Origin of the sequence: Stutzerimonas stutzeri KOS6 (assembly GCF_000307775.2) — a bacterium.
Classification (GTDB): domain Bacteria; phylum Pseudomonadota; class Gammaproteobacteria; order Pseudomonadales; family Pseudomonadaceae; genus Stutzerimonas; species Stutzerimonas stutzeri_B.
This window is the reverse complement of the sequence record NZ_KK020677.1, coordinates 85,819-103,471: the sequence shown is the minus strand read 5'-3', so window position 1 is coordinate 103,471 and position 17,653 is coordinate 85,819. Positions and strand designations below refer to the sequence as shown.

Genomic DNA, 17,653 nt, shown 5'->3' with positions numbered 1-17,653 from the left:
TGCGGCCGTTATCCTTGCAATCCGCCCGCAGACGAGTGCGTCTCATGAACTCAAGCAAGACCAGCAGCAATCCTGCGCCAGGGGCCTACGCCTGCCATGACGCCAGCGAGCACGGCGCCTGCCCCAGTTGCGCCAGCGGCGAACGCCTGGGATTCGGTTTCAGCTACGCCTTCCAGCCGATCGTCGACCTGCAGGCACGGCAGATTTTCGCCCACGAGGCGCTGGTTCGCGGTCCTGCCGGCGAACCGGCACCCACCGTGCTTTCGCAGGTAACCGAGGACAATCGCTTTCGCTTCGACCAGGCTTGCCGCGTGAAGGCCATCCGGCAGGCAGCGCGGCTGGCGATGCCCGGCCGGCTGTCGATCAATTTCATGCCCAACGCCATCTACCGACCGGAGCTGTGCATCCGCTCGACGCTGGAAGCGGCCCGCGCCCACGACTTCCCGGTCGATCGGATCATCTTCGAGACGGTAGAAGGGGAACGCGTCAACGATGCCAAATGGCTCGCCACGGTGCTGCGCGAGTACCAGCGCATCGGTTTTCTCACCGCCATCGACGACTTCGGTGCGGGGTTCGCCGGCCTCAACCTGCTGGCCGATTTCCAGCCGGACATCATCAAGCTGGACATGGACCTGATCCGCGGCATCGACCAGAGCCGCGCGCGCCAGGCCATCGTCCGCGCCGCAGTGGGCATGTGCGCGGAGCTGGACATCCAGGTGATCGCCGAAGGCATCGAAACCGCGGATGAGTGCAGCGCCCTGCGCGACCTGGGCATTCATCTGATGCAGGGCTTTCTGTTCAGCCGGCCACTGTTCGAAGCCTGCGCCCAGCCGGAATCGCTCGGCTGGCCGCAGTGAAAAGGCGATTCAGGCCTGGCGCAGCAAGCCGAGCAGCGCCTGCGCCGCCGCCTGCGACGAAGCCGGGTTCTGTCCGGTGATCAGCAGGCCGTCGACCTGCACGAAGGGCGCCCAGTCCGCTCCCTTGCAGTAGCGCGCGCCGCGCTCGCGCAGGCGATCCTCGAGCAGGAACGGCACCACGTCGGTCAGCGCCACGGCCTCTTCTTCGCCGTTGCTGAATCCGGTGACGCGCTTGCCCTTGACCAGGTACTCGCCATCCTTGCCGCGCACCTCGCTCAGCGCCGCCGGTGCATGGCAGACCGCAGCCACCGGCTTGTCGGCCTTGACGAAGGACTCGAGCAGCGCGATGGAGGTCGGGTCGTTCACCAGGTCCCACAGCGGGCCATGGCCGCCCGGGTAGAACACCGCGTCGAAATCCGCGGCCGAAACCTGATCCAGACGGTAAGTGTTGGCCAGTAGCGTCTGCGCTTCGCCATCGCGATTGAAGCGCTCGGTCGCCTCGGTCTGGGCGTCGGGCTGATCGCTCTTGGGATCGAGCGGCGGCTCGCCACCGCGCGGCGATGCCAGTACTACCTGCGCCCCGGCGTCGAGGAAAACGTAATACGGCGCGGCGAACTCCTCCAGCCAGAAACCGGTCGGTTGGCCGGTATCACCCAACCGGTCATGGGACGTGAGCACGATGAGAATTTTCATGGAGCCTCCTTGTTGATGCGCGACGTGAACAGTTCAGACTGCCGTCGCGCACACAATGCTCCGCTGCTCGATCACGTCCACGACCCGCGGCCTGCAGCGCCCCGAGGTCCGGCCTCGGGGGTGCCTTGAGCTGCTGCCAGCCGGGCTCTAGGCTGGCGTCATGAATCGCTTCAGCGCCCGGCCAGCGCGGGCATGACGCGCGGCCGCAGCAGTTCGCCGAGCACGCTGAGCGCACCGATCGCTCCGCCGATCCAGTACCAGCGCTGCAGCGGGTCGAAGCCCAGCCAGCCAAGGGCATGCAGGAACACCATGAGGATCAGCACCGGGCAGACGTAGCGAACCATGAACAGCCACAGCGCGTAGCCCAGCGGCGGCAGGTTCAGCTCGTCGCGCATGATCTCGCTGCGCAGCGCGTAGCCGGCCAGCAGCACGGTGAAGATCCCGCCCAGCGGCATCATCCAGCGCGAGGTCAGGTAATCCAGCCAGTCGAAGAAGTTCTTGCCCAGCGGCGTCCAGCCCGACAGCAGGTTGAACGAAAGCATCGCCAGCAGGCTGATCACCAGCAGCACCACGCCGGAACCGATGGCCGCCTTTATCCGCGAAATGCCGTGCTTCTCGTTGAGGTAGGCGACGGTGGCCTCGATCATGGAGATCGCCGAGGTCAGCGCGGCGATCGATACCATGGCGAAGAACAGCACGCCGAAGGCGGTGCCGAACGGCATCTGCTGGAAGGCCAGCGGCAGGCTCATGAAGATCAGGCCGGGGCCGGCGGTCGGGTCCATGCCGTTGGCGAAGATGATCGGGAAGATCGCCAGGCCCGCCAGCAGCGCCACGCAGGTGTCGGCGATGGCGACCATGAAGGTGGTACGGGCGATGGACTGATCGTCCGGGATGTACGAGCCGTAGGTCAGGATCGCGCCGGACGCCAGGCTGAGGGTGAAGAACGCGTGGCCGAGTGCCGCCAGCAGCGCCTCGCCGGTGATCTTCGAGGTATCGAAGCTGAACAGGAAGGCGAAGCCCTGATCGAAGCCGCCGCTGGTCACCGCGTAACCGACGAGGATCAGCAGCAGCACGGCCAGCCCCGGCATCATCCAGCGCACCGCGTTCTCGATGCCCTTCTGCACGCCCTTGGCGACGATCCACAGCGTCAGCAATGCCACCAGCAGGCTCCAGCCGCCGAGTTCCCACGGGTTGGCATTGTGCGCCTCGAACACGCCACCGAGCGCCTCGACGCTGGTCGCGGTCAGCGAGCCGTCGAGCATCTTCAGCGTGTAGGCGAAGGCCCAGCCGGCGACCACCACATAGAAGCAGAGGATCAGGAAGCCGGCGGTCATGGCCATGCCGCCGACCGCCTTCCACAGCGGGTTGCCGTTGTTCTCGCGGACCACCCGGCCGATGGCGTCGATCGGGCTGCCACGGCCACGACGACCGATGGCGATCTCGCACATCATCACCGGCACGCCGATGGCCAGGATGCACAGCAGGTACATCAGGACGAAGGCACCGCCGCCGAATTCGCCGGTGATGTAGGGGAATTTCCAGATATTGCCCAGGCCCACGGCGGAGCCGGTTGCCGCGAGGACGAAGCCCCAGCGCGACAGCCAGAGGTTCTTCGGTTTTTCACGAGTCATACGTCACCTGTTTGTTGTTATCTGTGACGGGATCGGGACCGTCGCGCAGGGCGCGGCGGCGTGCAAGGCGGATTCAGTCGTTCATCGGGCGTCGGGCTGCACCTCCGGCGCGGCCTGCTGGAAGGCCGGAAGCGTCTCGCAGCGCGCAACCATCTCGAGAATGCGTGGATACGCCGCGAGGTCACAGGCAAAACGGCGCGCATTGTATACCTGCGGAATCAGGCACGCCTCCAGATAGCCTGGCCGGGTGGTCAGCGAAAGCCTGCCACCGAAGCTTTCCAGCCCCTGCTCCACCGCCGCCAGCCCCTGAGCGACCCAATGCCGGTACCAGGCACGCTTCGCCTCGTCGGCGACGCCCAGTTCGGCGGAGAGGTACTGCAGCACGCGCAGGTTGTTCAGCGGATGGATCTCGCAGGCGATGTGCATGGCCAGCGAGCGCATCTGGGCGCGCTCGACCGGATCGGCCGGCAGCAGCGCCGGCACCGGAAACACCTCTTCGAGGTACTCCAGGATCGCCAGCGACTGGCCGATGCGCGCCCCGCCGTTGACTTCATCGACCAGCAACGGCACCAATTGCTGCGGGTTGAGGGCGCGGTAATCGGCCGCATGCTGCTGGCCGCCATCCTCGACCAGATGCACCGGCACCTGGCGATAGGCCAGGCCCTTGAGGTTCAGCGCGATGCGCACCCGGTAGGCGGCACTGGAGCGCCAGTAGCCATAGAGTTTCAACATTTGGAATCACCCTGAGCCGCAGGGTGGAAAAACGCGAAGCGTTTTCCACCGACACGGCTCCCCAGAAAATGTCGCACTGGCCATGCCAGCCAATGGTGGATCGATAAAGCGTGATCCACCCTATGCGTCATATTTCGCTACCTGCTGGTCGATGGCGCCGAAGATGCTCTGCCCACTGGCGTCGAACATCTCGATGCGCACCCGGTCGCCGAACTTGAGGAACGGCGTCTTCGCCTCGCCGTGCTCGATCACCTCGAGCATGCGCTTCTCGGCCAGGCAGGAAGAGCCGGCGCTGCGGTCGTAGTTCGACACCGTGCCCGAGCCGATGATGGTGCCGGCGCCCAGCGGACGGGTGCGCGCGGCGTGGGCGACCAGGGTCGGGAAGTTGAAGGTCATGTCGGTGCCGGCATCCGGCTGGCCGAACAGCTCGCCGTTGATATGCGAGACCAAAGGCCGATGCACCTTGCCGTCGCGCCAGCTCTCGCCCAGCTCGTCCGGCGTCACCGCCACCGGCGAGAAGCTCGACGACGGCTTGCTCTGGTAGAAGCCGAAGCCCTTGGCCAGCTCGCCAGGGATCAGGTTGCGCAGCGACACATCGTTGACCAGCACCAGCAGTTGGATATGCATAGCGGCCTCGGTCGGCGTCGCGCCCATCGGCACGTCGTCGGTGATCACCGCCAGCTCGCCTTCCAGGTCGATGCCCCAAGCCTCGTCAGCCAGGCGGATAGGGCTGTGCGGCGGGATAAAGGCATCGGCGCCGCCCTGGTACATCAGCGGATCGTGCCAGAAGGATTCCGGCATCTCGGCGCCGCGCGCCTTGCGCACCAGCTCGACGTGATTGACGTAGGCGCTGCCGTCGGCCCAGTGATAGGCGCGCGGCAGCGGGCTGTGGCAGGCGGCCTGGTCGAAGGCGAATGCGCCCTCCTCCAGCCCGTCGTTGAGGCGCTGGTAGACCGCCTCCAGCTTCGGCTTGCAGTAGTTCCAGTCATCCAGCGCAGCCTGCAACGTGGCGGCGATCTGCGGCACTTTCACCGCCTGGGCGAGATCACGGGAAACGACGACGAGCACGCCGTCGCGGCCCTGGTTGAGGGTTGAGAGTTTCATCAGGATTCCTTGCCCGGCGCACGCCAGGAGTTGACGTATTCGGGGACATCGACGGCGGCGGCGGCCTCGCCGACTTCCAGCGCGCGGCGGGTGTCGATCATCACCGCCACCTCGTCGGCAAAGGTCGCCGGGTCGGTGCTGGCCTTCTTCAGCGCCTTCGGATGCGGCCCGTGGGGGAAGCCGCAGGGGTGGAAGGTCACCATGCCCTGCTCAATGTTGTCGCGGCTGAAGAAGTTGCCGCGGTGGTAGAACAGCACTTCGTCGTAGTCGTCGTTGTTGTGGAAGAACGGCACCTTCAGCGCACCCGGATCGGATTCCACCGGCCGCGGCGTGAAGGTGCAGACCACGAAACCGTTGGCAACGAAGGTGGTGTGCGCCGACGGCGGCAGGTGGTAGCGATGGCTCATCAGCGGGCGGATGTCGCGCCAGTTGAGCCGTACCACGGTGTTGTCGCCGTGCCAGCCGACCACGTCCAGCGGGTTGTACGGGTAGGTCACGGTAGTGATCTGCTCTCGCCGCTTGATGCGGATCTGCCAGGGGTTCTCGTCCTGCTGCGCGCGGAAGGCGTCGTCCAGGCGCGGATGGTCGAGCACCGCGGCATCGAAGATGGCGTGCGGGCCGACCAGGCCTTTTTCCGGCAACTGGTAGGCGCCGTCGGTGTTCTCGATCAGCAGCATGAACACCGGCTGCGTCGCCTCGATGCGCCAGGCGGTGCCGCGCGGGATCATCAGGTAGTCGCCGTCGCGAAACTCCAGGTGGCCGAAGTCGCAGTACAGATGCCCGGCGCCCTCGTGGATGAACAGCAGTTCGTCACCGTCACCGTTGCGCACCAGGTGGCGCATGGCGCCGTTGGTCTTCCACAGGCGCAGCTTGACGTCGGCATTGTGCAGCGCCAGCGGCGCCTGCAGCGGGCAGTCGCCTTCGCTGGGGATGTGATTGAAGTTGAAGGCGTGCGGGCGCAGCGGGCCTTCCCAGTCGATCCAGCCGGTCGGCGGATGCTTGTGATGCAGGTGCGAAGCCGGGCCGAAGAAGCCTTCGCGGCCCATTTCGCGCTCGTAGGTGCCCTGCGGAAAATCGCAGTGCGCCTGACGCGAACTCTCACCCTCGCGGATGGGGAAACTGATCCAGTTGCGGCTCATGTGGCTCTCCTCGTGATACCGCGTGATCTGAATGGCGCTGCCGTGGCTGCCGATGCGTAGGGTGGATGTCGCGAAGCACATCCACGCGTTGGTCGGCCCGACACGGACGCGTGGAAGATGCTCCACAGTCTTCCACCCCACGGTCCTCGCGCGGCCTTACTCGCCCGCCTTGATCACGCCGCGGCGCAGTTGGTCTTCCTCGATGGATTCGAACAGCGCCTTGAAGTTGCCTTCGCCGAAGCCCTGGTTGCCCTTGCGCTGGATGATCTCGAAGAAGATCGGGCCGATCACCGTGTTGGTGAAGATCTGCAGGAGGATGCCGTCATCGCCCGACGTACCGACGCCCGGCGCGCCATCGATCAGCAGGCTCAGCTCGCGCAGCTGGTCGAGTGGCTCGCCATGCCCCGGCACGCGGCTGTCGACCTTCTCGTAGTAGGTATCCGGGGTGGTCATGAAGTCCACACCGTTGGCACGCAGGCGGCGGACGGTCTCGTAGATGTCGTCGGTGGACAGCGCGATGTGCTGGATGCCCTCGCCGTGGTACTCGCGGATGAATTCCTCGATCTGCGACTTGTCGTCGGCCGACTCGTTGATCGGGATGCGGATCTTGCCGCAGGGCGCGGTCATGGCACGGGAGAACAGGCCGGTGAGCTTGCCTTCGATGTCGAAGTAGCGAATCTCGCGGAAGTTGGCGATGCGCTCGTAGAAGCCGGACCAGACATCCATCTGCCCACGCATGACGTTGTGGGTCAGGTGGTCGATGCACATCAGGCCGACGGCGTTGTCGTTCGGCGTGCGCCCTTCGATGTACTCGAAGTCGACGTCGTAGATGCTCTTGTCACCGTAGCGGTCGACGAGATACAACAGCGAGCCGCCGATGCCTTCGACGCAGGGGATGTTCAGCTCGCCGAAGTTGGCGTGGCTGCCGACCAGCCTGGCGCCCTGGGATTCGACGTAGGCGGCGGCCTGCGCGGCATTCTTCACCCGGAAGGCCATGGCGCAGGCGCTCGGGCCGTGCTTCTCGGCGAAGGCGCGCACATGCCCGGTGGGGCTGCCGTTGAGCACGATGTTGATGTCGTGCTGCTGGAACAGCCAGACCGCCTTGGAGCGGTGCTTGGCGGTTTCGGTGAAGCCCATCTGGGTGAACAGCGTACGCAGCTGTTCGATGCCTTCGACATTCGGCGCGGTGAATTCGACGAACTCGAAGCCGTCGGTACCGATGGGGTTGTGCTGCTCGATCTTGTTCACGGCGTTCATCTCGCCTCCTGATTATTGTTGTGAGGACTGCCGTTGCACGGCTTGGCTGCGTTCATCACACTCCAGCACAGGGCGGCGAACAATCCCGTTCAGGAGCGCGCCAGGTCGATGACACCGGGGTTGTCTGTCAGCTTTTCCTTACAGCACCATTTGCGGCCAAGCGCCTGGCTCGGCGGCTTGCCAGGCGTAACGAAAAACTGACAACCCGGTGCGGCAGGGTGCCGCAGTCTTCGAACGGCCGGATGAATTCGGCCCTACAGGTGGTGCTTCCGGGCCCGCCGCCAAACCGTAGGGCCGAGCCTGTTCGGCCTGAGCTTCGTCTGCTGCTGGCCGGCGGCGCTGGAAAAGCGCTTCGCGCGTTTTTCACACTACGAGCAAAGACATCGATCACCTGCGCAGGCGAAGCCTTGCCCGCGCGGCTGCCGGCGCCTGTCAGGAAGCCTGGCGCTGGAACGCTTCGGGCCGCGACTCGCCGCCGGCCTGCAGGCGTTCCAGCGCCAGGCGGTCGGCGATCACCGAGGTCGGCTCGCCGCTGGCGAGGCTGCGGGTGAAGATCTCGCGCAGGGTTTCGCCGATGGCGTTCACGTGGGTATTGATCTGCGCGGCGCTGCCACCGCAGCGCTGGTAGTAGACATCGATGATGCCGCCGGCGTTGATTGCGTAGTCCGGCGCATAGAGCTGGTTGCGCCGCTGTAGCTCGACACCGATCGCCGGCGTGGCCAACTGGTTGTTCGCTGCCCCGGCGATCACCGGCGCGCGCAGCACTTCCAGGGTCTGCTCGTTGAGAATGCCGCCCATGGCGCAGGGCGCGAACACATCCACATCGAGGCCGTAGATATCCTGGGGGCGGACCACTTGGGCACCCAGCTCATCCGTCGCCTGCCGCAGATTGGCATCGAACACGTCGGCCACCCACAACCGGGCGCCGGCCGCCTTGAGCTTACGCGCCAGGCCCAGGCCGACATGGCCGACTCCCTGGATCGCTACTTTCAATCCGGTCAGATCGTCACGACCGAGGCGCTGACGCACCGCTTCGCGCAGGCCGACGAATACGCCCTGGGCCGTGGACGGCGACGGGTCGCCGCTGGCAATGCTGCCGTCGAGGGTCGTGCGCGGCGTGGCACCGATGACATGCCGGGTGCGCTGGGCGAAGGCCTGCATCTCGGCATCACCGGTGCCCGAATCGGCAGCGGTGATGTAGCGCCCGCCGAGGCTGTCGACGAAGTCACCCATGGCGTGCAACAGCGCCTGGCTCTTGCCGGAATGCGGGTCGCCGATGATCACCGCCTTGCCGCCACCGAGCCTGAGGCCGGCCAGCGAGGATTTCAGCGTCATCCCGCGCGACAGACGCAGCACATCGCGCAGGGCGTCATCGTCGCTGGCATAGGGAAACATCCGGCAACCGCCCAGCGCCGGACCGAGGCGTGTGTCGTGGATGGCGATGATGGCTTTCAGGCCCGACGCCTGGTCATGGCAGAAGACCACCTGTTCGTGGCGATCGAAGTCGGGATGAGCGAAGACGGACATTTGGCTTACCTCGTTCCTGTTGGTCTGGTGGCCTGCCATGGGCAGGGCCTTCTTATCGAGTGTCAGCCCGGCCCGGGCGGCGCGCCCTGGCGGTGGGCTGAGGCCCACCCTACGAGAGCACGAGGCTGCATTTCGTAGGGTGGGCTTCAGCCCACCAGGAGCAGCCCCGGGCAACCGAGCCCTGCGCCCGCCGAGCTGCGCCAGCTACGCCGCCGGCTGGAACAGCCGCACGCTCTGCACCTCGTCGCCTTTGGCCAATTGGTCCCGCAGCAGCTTCTCCTGCTGGCGGGCCTTGGCGATGGAGCGCTCCTTCACCGGGCCGTAGCCGCGGATCTGTTCCGGCAGCGCGGCGATGGCCACGGCGGTGCGGTAGTTGGTCGGCTTGAGCTGGGCCAGCAGCTCGTCCACGGTGTTCTCGTACTCGCTGATCAGCTGGCGCTCGACGCGGCGGTCGTGGCCATAACCGAACGGATCGAGCGGCGTGCCGCGCAGGAAGCGCAACTTGGCCAGCACGCCGAACACATTGAGCATCCACGGCCCCAGCTCGCGCTTGCGCGGCTCGCCGGTGACGGGGTCACGCTTGGCCAGCCAGGCCGGGGCGAGGTGGAACTGCAACCGGTAGTCGCCCTCGAACTGCGCCTCGAGCTGCTGGCGGAACTCCGGCTCGCTGTAGAGGCGCGCCACCTCGTACTCGTCCTTGTAGGCCAAGAGCTTGAAGTAGTAGCGGGCGACGGCCTTGGACAGCGCCAGATCATCGGCGCTATCGGCCTCACGCACCCGCTCGACCCGCTGGCGATAGCGGCGCGCCAGCCCGGCGTTCTGGTAGCGGGTGAGGAAGTCCACGCGCCAGTCGACGATCTCTTCCAGGGTCTTGCAAATCGGTCCGGCCAGGCTAGACCCGGCGGCCTCAACCGGGCGCGCCAGTTGCTCCACGGCCTCGCGTTCGAGCACCGCGCGGCGGCCCCAGCGGAAGGCTTGCAGGTTGAGCTTGGCCGACACGCCGTTGAGTTCGATGGCCTTCTCGATGGCCTCGGCGCTGATCGGCAAAAGCCCCTGCTGATAGGCGAAGCCGAGCAGGAACAGGTTGGTGGCGATGCTGTCGCCCAGGAGCCGCGTGGCCAGGCGGGTGGCATCGACGAAATGGGTCTTGTCAGCGCCGACCGCGTCGCTGATGGCCTGACGCATCGCCGCGCCGGGCACCTGGGCATCGGGGTTGCGGGTGAACTCGGCGGTGGCGGACTCGTGGCTGTTCACCACGGCGTTGCTGATCCGCTCGTTGAGGCGGGTCAGCGATTCATCACCGGCCGCCACCACCAGATCGCAGCCGAGTAGCAGGTCGGCTTCGCCTGCGGCGATGCGCACGGCGTAGATATCGCTCTGCCTCGCAGCGATGCGCACGTGGGTGGTCACCGGGCCGAACTTCTGCGCCAGGCCGGCCTGGTCGAGCACGGTGCAGCCCTTGCCTTCCAGGTGCGCGGCCATGCCGAGCAGCGCGCCAAGGGTGGTCACGCCACTGCCGCCAACGCCGGGGATCAGCACGTTCCACGGCCGCTCCAGCGAAGGATGCCGGGGCTCGGGCAACGTCGCCGCTTCGATCCCGCCAGCTACAGCCTCGGGCTTGCGCAGCCCGCCGCCATGCACGGTGACGAAGCTCGGGCAGAAACCCTCGACGCAGGAGAAATCCTTGTTGCAGGCGTTCTGGTCGATCTCGCGCTTGCGCCCCAGCTCGGTTTCCAGCGGCAGCACGGCCAGGCAGTTGGACTTCTCGCCGCAGTCGCCACAGCCCTCGCACACCGCCGGGTTGATGAAGGCGCGCTTGGCCGGGTCTTCCAGCTTGCCGCGCTTGCGCCGACGACGCTTCTCGGTGGCACAGGTCTGGTCGTAGATGATCACCGAGACGCCCTTGAACTCGCGCAGCTCGCGCTGCACCGCATCCAGTTCGCGGCGGTGGTGGAAGCTGGTGATCGGCGCAAAGGTATCGCGGCTCGGGTACTTGTCCGGCTCGTCGCTGACCAGGGCGATGCGTTTGACGCCTTCGTCTGCGATCTGGCGGCTGAGCTGGTCGACGCGCAGCTCGCCGTCGATGGGCTGGCCGCCCGTCATGGCCACCGCATCGTTATAGAGGATCTTGAAGGTGATATTGACCCCGGCCGCCACTGCCGCACGCACGGCCAGGCTGCCGGAGTGGAAGTAGGTGCCGTCGCCGAGGTTCTGGAACATGTGCGGGGTATCGGTGAACGGCGCCTGGCCGATCCAGTTGACGCCCTCGCCGCCCATCTGGGTGAAGGTCTCGGTGCGCCGGTCCATCCACTGCACCATGTAGTGACAGCCGATGCCGGCCGAGGCGCGGCTGCCCTCGGGCACCTTGGTCGAGCTGTTGTGCGGGCAGCCTGAGCAGTAGTGCGGCGTGCGCACGGTGCTGTAGCTGCGCGCGGCCAGGGCCTTTTCCTTGGCGTCGAGGAAGGCCAGGCGAGCCTGGATGCTGTCGCTGGTGTAGATCGGCGCGAGGCGCTTGGCGATCACCCGGGCAATCATCGCCGGGGTCAGTTCGGAGAGGTTCGGCAGCAGCGAGCTGCCCTGCTCGTCGAACTCGCCAACCACCCGCGGGCGCTTGTCCACCGGCCAGTTGTAGAGCTGCCCGGTGAGCTGGTCCTCGAGGATGCTGCGCTTCTCCTCGACCACCAGAATCTCGTCCAGCCCCTGGGCGAACTCGTGCACCGAGACCGGCTCCAGCGGCCAGCTCATGCCGACCTTGAGCACGCGCAGACCGACCCGGGCGCACAGCGCTTCATCAAGGCCCAGGTCATCCAGCGCCTGGCGCACATCGAGATAGGACTTGCCGGTGGTGATGATGCCCAGGCGCGGGTTGGGCGAATCGAGCATCACCCGGTTCAGGTTGTTGGCCCGGGCGAAGGCACGCGCGGCGTAGATCTTGTACAGGTTGAGGCGTTTTTCCTGTGCCAGTGGCGGGTCCGGCCAGCGGATGTGCACGCCGTCCTCGGGAAGCTCGAAATCGTCCGGGATACGCGTCTGCATGCGCAGCGGATCGACTTCCACCACGGCCGAGGAGTCGACGTTTTCGGCGATGGTCTTGAGCGCGACCCAGCAGCCGGAGTAGCGCGACAGCTCCCAGCCGATGATGCCGTAGTCGAGGATCTCCTGGACGTTGGCCGGGTTCAGCACCGGGATCGAGGCGGCGATGAAGGCATGCTCGCTCTGGTGCGGCAGCGTCGAGGATTTGCAGCCGTGGTCATCGCCGGCCAGCAACAACACACCGCCATGGGGCGAGACGCCCGCCGCATTCGCATGCTTGAACACATCGCCGGCACGGTCGACGCCCGGCCCCTTGCCGTACCACATGGCGAACACGCCGTCGTATTTGGCGCCGGGGAACAGGTTGGTCTGCTGGCTGCCCCACACCGCGGTGGCGGCCAACTCTTCGTTGACGCCCGGCTGGAAGTGGATGGCGTGTTGCTTGAGGTAGTCGCGGGCTTCCCAGAGGCTCTTGTCCAGCCCGCCCAGTGGCGAGCCGCGATAGCCGGAGATGAAGCCACCGGTATTCAAACCACGGGCCTGGTCACGCTGATGCTGCAACATCGGCAAGCGGGTCAGCGCCTGGGTGCCGGTGAGGTACAGATGACCGGTTGCAAGCCGGTACTTGTCGTCCAGACGGATCTCGGCCAGAGACATGGGGCGCTCCTGATTTGTTGTTATCGGAGTCATGGAGAAACCGCACGCCGTCTCTCCACGCCAGCGATCAGCAGGGGATCGCCCCGCTGTCGCGTGTCGATTAAGAGTCTGGCCGTGACGGGGAGAGATTTTCTTTCTACTTTTGCGGTAGAACAGCACTTGCGTGCATGAACCATTCACGAATGACAAGAAGACGGGAACAACCATGCAGACGCCGCCACTGAGCAGCATCGACCGCAAGATCCTTCTGCTGCTGCAGCACAACGCCGATCTGTCCGCGGCGGAGATCGCCGAAAAGGTCGAACTGTCGCAATCGCCCTGCTGGCGGCGCATTCACCGCATGCAGGAAGACGGGCTGATCGAGCGCAAGGTCGCCCTGCTCAACCCGAAGAAGCTCGGGCTGAACATGACGGTGTTCGTCAACATCAAGCTCTCGGCACACGGGCGCAGCAATCTCGACGAGTTCGAGCGGGCAGTGGTGGGCTACCCCGAAGTGCTCGAATGCCACACCATGGCCGGCGAGTCGGACTATCTGCTCAAGGTGGTGACCAGGGACATCGACAGTTATGAGCGCTTCCTGCGTGACCACCTGCTGCAACGGCCGCACGTGCAGGAGGCGCATTCGCACATCGCCATGAGCGAGGTGAAGCGGACAACGGAGTTGCCGCTGGATTGAGGCTCGTGACCACGGTGGGCTTCGCGCCAGCTGGTGGATAAGGCGGAGCCGTTATCCACCCTACGCGGCGATGGCGCGCCTGCGGGATCGACACGTCACTTTCCACGCGTTACCCGCAAACGCGTAGGGTGGAAAACTGCGAAGCATTTTCCACGCGTTCCCCCAGCACCCCGCAGATACCCCAGACAACTACCCATCCCGTCCCCTCGACCAAACCGGTGGAGCAAGGCAAAGCCGTTGTCCAAGTTACTCCGGTATTCCCTCCAGCCGCGCACCTCGTCCTATATCCCGCTTGTCGAACCAGCCCTGGTTCACCTCCAGCGCATAACGCGCGGGCCGCTGCGAACAACGAATCTCGGTGCTCAGCGGCTCCAGGTCGATGACATCGACAATCACCCCGCCCTCATCGAGAAATGCCGCCGACAACGGCAGCGGCGTGTCTTTCATCCACAGGCAGTGTCGGCGTACCTCGCCGAAGCGGAACAGCATGCCGCTGTCGGCAGCCAACTCGGTACGCCACATGAGGCCAAGCTGGCGCTGATCGGCAGTAGTCGCATATTCGGCCGTCAGCCGATGCTCACCCATGCGCAGCAGCAGCGGCTCGGCCGCCTGGGCCGGGATCGCGACAGCCACCAGTGACAGCAAAAGGACAACTCGCATCGACCCACCTCCAGATTAAGCGCAACGGAACAGCCCCCACGCCAACCGGCGCAAAAATGGCGAAAACCAGGGCGAACCCCGACGGGCTCAACAGAATAGCCGCAGCCGGTAGCCGGCGGCTGCACGCCGGCATTGCTCGCCGTTCGCCCTTTCCAACCCGGCAGGGCCCGATGTGCACCGCAGTAGCGATGCTGGCGCATTCCAGACCGCATGATGTCTGGATTACTGGACAGCGATGTCCACATAGTCGGACACATGCGCCATCCACGAATCTGGACACGTTAAATAAAATCCTTTTGATTCAGATAGTTGCGTAACTGGCACGGAACTCGCTAAATCACCGTGCGGCACTGTCCGCAGCCGAAACAAGAAAAACAATGTGCCTGCCGTGCAGCAGCGAGTCCCCGAACGCCCTCGGCAGCTTTCGGTCGTGCCGCGCGGGGCCAGGAGATCGTCCCGATGAGCGTCGTCATCGCCCTTGCTGCATTGGCCCTGCTGATGCTCGCCGCCTACCGCGGCTACAGTGTCATCCTCTTTGCCCCCATCGCCGCGATGGGTGCGGTGCTGCTCACCGATCCGTCGGCCGTGGCCCCCGCCTTCACCGGCATCTTCATGGAGAAGATGGTCGGCTTCATCAAGCTGTACTTCCCGGTATTCCTGCTCGGCGCGGTGTTCGGCAAGCTGATCGAGATGTCCGGCTTTTCGCGCTCCATCGTCGCCGCGGCGATCCGCCTGCTCGGCACCAGCCAGGCGATGCTGGTGATCGTGCTGGTCTGCGCGTTGCTGACCTACGGCGGCGTGTCGCTGTTCGTCGTGGTGTTCGCCGTATACCCGTTCGCCGCGGAGATGTTCCGCCAGAGCAACATGCCCAAGCGGCTGATCCCGGCGACCATCGCCCTCGGCGCGTTCACCTTCACCATGACCGCCATTCCCGGCACGCCGCAGATCCAGAACATCATCCCCACCACCTTCTTCAACACCACCACCTGGGCCGCGCCCTGGCTCGGCCTGATCGGCACCCTCTTCGTCTTCGGCCTGGGCATGCTCTATCTCAAGTGGCAGCTCGGCAAGGCCATCGCCGCCGGCGAAGGCTACGGTACCAACCTGCGCAACGAGCCGGAAACGCCAGCCGATATCGCCCAGCCCAACCCCTGGTTGGCGCTGTCACCGCTGCTGCTGGTGCTGGTCGCCAACCTCCTGTTCACCCGCTGGATTCCCGAGTTCTACGGCACCAGCCACACGCTGCAACTGCCGGGCATGAGCGCCCCGCTGGTCACCGAGGTGGGCAAGCTCACCGCGATCTGGGCGGTGGAGGCAGCACTGCTGCTGGGCATCGCGCTGGTGCTGGCGACCAGCTTCGGCACCCTGCGCGGCAAGCTGGCCGAGGGCAGCCGCACGGCGGTCGGTGGCTCGCTGCTGGCGGCAATGAACACCGCGTCGGAATTCGGCTTCGGCGCGGTGATCGCCTCGCTGCCGGGCTTCATCGTGGTCGCCGATGCGCTCTCGGCGATTCCCAATCCGCTGATCAACGAAGCCATCACCGTCAACCTGCTGGCCGGCATCACCGGCTCGGCCTCCGGCGGCATGAGCATCGCCCTGGCGGCGATGGCCGACAGCTTCGTCGCTGCCGCCAACGCCGCGCAGATTCCGCTGGAAGTGCTGCACCGGGTCGCCTCGATGGCCTCCGGCGGGCTCGACACCCTGCCGCACAACGGCGCGGTGATCACGTTGCTGGCGGTCACCGGGCTGACCCACCGCGAATCCTACAAGGACATCTTCGCCATCACCCTGATCGCCACGGCCGCGGCCTTCTTCGTGATCGGCGTGTACTACGCTACCGGCATCGTCTGATACGTGCGCGCCTCGGGCTCGCGAGTCGGCTCGTGCCGCGCGCGACACAGGCGAACGCCACGCCGTCAGCGAGTGCCTTCCGTCCACAAAAAAACCAAGGCGCCGCCCCGGGCGGGCGCCAAGCGGGAGAAACCCATGAACCTCACAGGCAAGACCGCACTGGTCACCGGCTCCACCAGCGGCATCGGGCTGGGCATCGCACTGAAGCTGGCCGAGGCCGGCGCCGACCTGATCCTCAACGGTTTCGGCGACGCATCGGCAGCGCAGGCCGAAGTCGGCCGGCACGGCCGCAAGGTCGGTCATCATGGTGCGGACGTTTCCGATCCCGGGCAGATCGCCGAGCTGTTCGCCTACGCCGAACGCGAGTTCGGTGGCGTCGACATCCTGGTCAATAATGCCGGCATCCAGCACGTGGCGCCGGTGGAGGAGTTTCCGCCGGAGCGCTGGGACGCCATCATCGCCATCAACCTGTCCTCGGCGTTCCACACCATTCGCCTGGCCCTGCCCGGCATGCGCCAGCGCGGCTGGGGGCGGATCATCAACGTCGCCTCGGTTCACGGGCTGGTGGGCTCGGAGCAGAAATCCGCCTACGTCGCCGCCAAGCACGGCCTGGTCGGACTGACCAAGGTGGTGGCGCTGGAAACCGCCACCACGCCGATCACCTGCAATGCCATCTGCCCTGGCTGGGTGCTGACGCCGCTGGTACAGCAGCAGATCGACGAGCGCGCGCGACAGGACGGCGACGAGCAGCGTGCGCGCCACGAACTGCTGGCGGAGAAGCAACCCTCGCTGGACTTCGTCACCCCCGCACAACTGGGGGCGATGGCACTGTTCCTCTGCAGCGAAGCCGGCGACCAGGTGCGCGGCGCCGCCTGGAACATGGATGGCGGCTGGGCCGCGCGATAGCGGCGATGCAGGCGCTCGGAGCAGGGCCCGTATGCGCCAGGACGTCGCCTTCAACCGGGTGAGCTGTCGCCGGTTTCTTGCCGGTCATCTCCCTGCCCCTGGCCTTCCTCGGCGATGCACGGCGCCTCGACGTTATCCAGCGCCGCTTCGCCGTAGCGCTTCTGGCATCGCTCGCAAAAGAACGCCCTTCGCCGACTGCGCCCCAGCGCCTTGGCCTTGACCAGCGGAATCCGGCAGCGCACGCAGGTGGTCTTGCCGTGGGCCAGCCAGTGCGCCTTGAGCACACCGGCGCGCTTCCATTCGAGAAACTCGAAGCTGTAGGTGCGTGCCTCTCGGACCAGCTCGCGCAGCTTGGCCGCCGAGAGTTCGCCGATCAGCGACAGCGGATGGACGCGAATGCGATAGAGCACCTCGTTCTTGATGATGTTGCCGGAGCCGGCGAACAGCGTCTGGTCGAGCAGCGCATCGCAGACCAACAACCGTGGCCGCTCGCGCAGACGCCTGAGCGTGGTACGCGGACTCCAGGCGTCGCTCATCAGGTCCATGCTCCAGTCGTACGTCGCATCCAGCGGCCCTTCGATCAACTGCACCGAGCAGGCGTAGAAGTTCAGCTCGCCGTTGGCAAAGCCCAGGCTCAGCCGCGCTACGGCGTCCTTGCGCTCATTGATGCGGTAGCTGCCGAACAGCAGCAGATGGATGCGGACGGAGACGTCCTCCAGCTCGATCAGGAAATGCTTGCCCCAGCTGTGGCAGCCACGTACCACCTGGCCGGCCAGCCGGGACGTGTCGATCTTGGCGCTGCCCTCGGCACGCTCGATGCTGCGCCCGGCGAACGCCGCCGCTTCTTCACGCAGGATGACGATGGAAGGACCTTCGGGCATTGGCTGCACCAATAGCTGGCCTGTCTTCGACTTGAGACTCGCCAACGCC

The 17,653-nt window shown here is 65.8% G+C and carries 14 protein-coding genes; 4 read left to right on the top strand and 10 right to left on the bottom strand.

All coding sequences use genetic code 11. The annotated features are described in order from the left end of the window. Nucleotides 1-44: 44 nt before the first annotated feature. Nucleotides 45-857 carry a S6 modification regulatory phosphodiesterase RimA gene (locus B597_RS40960; RefSeq protein ID WP_003292275.1) on the top strand — a complete coding sequence of 271 codons (813 nt, stop codon included), beginning with the start codon at nt 45-47 and terminating at the stop codon, nt 855-857. A 9-nt stretch (nt 858-866) separates the two neighbouring features. On the opposite strand, the gene B597_RS40955 is transcribed toward B597_RS40960, so the two are convergent. The 8 genes from B597_RS40955 to B597_RS40920 form a co-directional block, all read right to left on the bottom strand. Then, on the bottom strand, nt 867-1,550 hold the full coding sequence (locus B597_RS40955) for a type 1 glutamine amidotransferase domain-containing protein (protein ID WP_003292274.1): 684 nt from the start codon (nt 1,548-1,550) through the stop codon (nt 867-869). Nucleotides 1,551-1,720: 170 nt separating this feature from the next. Further along, the gene (locus tag B597_RS40950) at nt 1,721-3,181 is read right to left on the bottom strand and encodes a sodium-dependent transporter (RefSeq protein WP_003292273.1); all 1,461 of its coding nucleotides are present in this window, start codon (nt 3,179-3,181) and stop codon (nt 1,721-1,723) included. 81 nt (nt 3,182-3,262) lie between these two features. Next, a complete protein-coding gene (gene maiA / locus B597_RS40945; RefSeq protein ID WP_003292272.1) occupies nt 3,263-3,913 on the bottom strand; it encodes a maleylacetoacetate isomerase in 651 nt (216 codons plus the stop codon). 120 nt (nt 3,914-4,033) lie between these two features. After that, entirely contained in the window at nt 4,034-5,017 is a 984-nt protein-coding gene (locus B597_RS40940) for a fumarylacetoacetate hydrolase family protein (protein WP_003292270.1), read from the bottom strand. Beyond that, nucleotides 5,017-6,156, bottom strand: coding sequence for a homogentisate 1,2-dioxygenase (locus B597_RS40935; RefSeq protein ID WP_003292269.1), 1,140 nt, complete (start codon nt 6,154-6,156; stop codon nt 5,017-5,019). Before B597_RS40935 ends, B597_RS40940 begins: the two co-directional genes overlap by 1 nt. Nucleotides 6,157-6,312: 156 nt before the next feature. Beyond that, nucleotides 6,313-7,413 (bottom strand): 4-hydroxyphenylpyruvate dioxygenase, encoded by a 1,101-nt coding sequence (hppD, locus tag B597_RS40930; RefSeq protein WP_003292268.1) that lies wholly within the window; start codon nt 7,411-7,413, stop codon nt 6,313-6,315. A gap of 432 nt (nt 7,414-7,845) precedes the next feature. After that, a complete protein-coding gene (locus B597_RS40925) occupies nt 7,846-8,940 on the bottom strand; it encodes a Glu/Leu/Phe/Val dehydrogenase dimerization domain-containing protein (RefSeq protein ID WP_024162386.1) in 1,095 nt (364 codons plus the stop codon). 204 nt (nt 8,941-9,144) lie between these two features. Further along, complete coding sequence (locus tag B597_RS40920; protein WP_003292266.1) at nt 9,145-12,630, bottom strand: indolepyruvate ferredoxin oxidoreductase family protein; 3,486 nt, start codon at nt 12,628-12,630, stop codon at nt 9,145-9,147. Nucleotides 12,631-12,835: 205 nt separating this feature from the next. Between B597_RS40920 and B597_RS40915 the strand changes: the two genes are divergently transcribed. Then, on the top strand, nt 12,836-13,306 hold the full coding sequence (locus B597_RS40915) for an Lrp/AsnC family transcriptional regulator (protein ID WP_003292265.1): 471 nt from the start codon (nt 12,836-12,838) through the stop codon (nt 13,304-13,306). 246 nt (nt 13,307-13,552) lie between these two features. Here the strand turns inward: B597_RS40915 and B597_RS40910 are convergent, their stop codons facing one another. Continuing rightward, complete coding sequence (locus tag B597_RS40910) at nt 13,553-13,966, bottom strand: DUF192 domain-containing protein (protein ID WP_003292263.1); 414 nt, start codon at nt 13,964-13,966, stop codon at nt 13,553-13,555. A 459-nt stretch (nt 13,967-14,425) separates the two neighbouring features. On the opposite strand from B597_RS40910, the gene B597_RS40905 reads away from it, so the two are divergent. Both B597_RS40905 and B597_RS40900 read left to right on the top strand, forming a co-directional pair. Then, nucleotides 14,426-15,817, top strand: coding sequence for a GntP family permease (locus tag B597_RS40905; RefSeq protein ID WP_003292262.1), 1,392 nt, complete (start codon nt 14,426-14,428; stop codon nt 15,815-15,817). Between the two features lie 135 nt (nt 15,818-15,952). After that, entirely contained in the window at nt 15,953-16,723 is a 771-nt protein-coding gene (locus B597_RS40900) for a 3-hydroxybutyrate dehydrogenase (RefSeq protein ID WP_003292261.1), read from the top strand. Nucleotides 16,724-16,773: 50 nt separating this feature from the next. Here B597_RS40900 and B597_RS40895 read toward each other — a convergent pair whose 3' ends face one another. Continuing rightward, nucleotides 16,774-17,604, bottom strand: coding sequence for a DNA-formamidopyrimidine glycosylase family protein (locus B597_RS40895; protein ID WP_003292260.1), 831 nt, complete (start codon nt 17,602-17,604; stop codon nt 16,774-16,776). Between the last annotated feature and the right edge of the window lie 49 nt (nt 17,605-17,653).

Bases quoted from the DNA above. Each gene is read 5' to 3' on its own strand.
- B597_RS40925 (WP_024162386.1), bottom strand. From the start codon at position 8,940: ATGTCCGTCTTCGCTCATCCCGACTTCGATCGCCACGAACAGGTGGTC.
- maiA (WP_003292272.1), bottom strand. From the start codon at position 3,913: ATGTTGAAACTCTATGGCTACTGGCGCTCCAGTGCCGCCTACCGGGTG.
- B597_RS40960 (WP_003292275.1), top strand. From the start codon at position 45: ATGAACTCAAGCAAGACCAGCAGCAATCCTGCGCCAGGGGCCTACGCC.
- B597_RS40895 (WP_003292260.1), bottom strand. From the start codon at position 17,604: ATGCCCGAAGGTCCTTCCATCGTCATCCTGCGTGAAGAAGCGGCGGCG.
- B597_RS40955 (WP_003292274.1), bottom strand. From the start codon at position 1,550: ATGAAAATTCTCATCGTGCTCACGTCCCATGACCGGTTGGGTGATACC.
- B597_RS40910 (WP_003292263.1), bottom strand. From the start codon at position 13,966: ATGCGAGTTGTCCTTTTGCTGTCACTGGTGGCTGTCGCGATCCCGGCC.
- B597_RS40900 (WP_003292261.1), top strand. From the start codon at position 15,953: ATGAACCTCACAGGCAAGACCGCACTGGTCACCGGCTCCACCAGCGGC.
- hppD (WP_003292268.1), bottom strand. From the start codon at position 7,413: ATGAACGCCGTGAACAAGATCGAGCAGCACAACCCCATCGGTACCGAC.
- B597_RS40915 (WP_003292265.1), top strand. From the start codon at position 12,836: ATGCAGACGCCGCCACTGAGCAGCATCGACCGCAAGATCCTTCTGCTG.
- B597_RS40935 (WP_003292269.1), bottom strand. From the start codon at position 6,156: ATGAGCCGCAACTGGATCAGTTTCCCCATCCGCGAGGGTGAGAGTTCG.
- B597_RS40920 (WP_003292266.1), bottom strand. From the start codon at position 12,630: ATGTCTCTGGCCGAGATCCGTCTGGACGACAAGTACCGGCTTGCAACC.
- B597_RS40950 (WP_003292273.1), bottom strand. From the start codon at position 3,181: ATGACTCGTGAAAAACCGAAGAACCTCTGGCTGTCGCGCTGGGGCTTC.
- B597_RS40905 (WP_003292262.1), top strand. From the start codon at position 14,426: ATGAGCGTCGTCATCGCCCTTGCTGCATTGGCCCTGCTGATGCTCGCC.
- B597_RS40940 (WP_003292270.1), bottom strand. From the start codon at position 5,017: ATGAAACTCTCAACCCTCAACCAGGGCCGCGACGGCGTGCTCGTCGTC.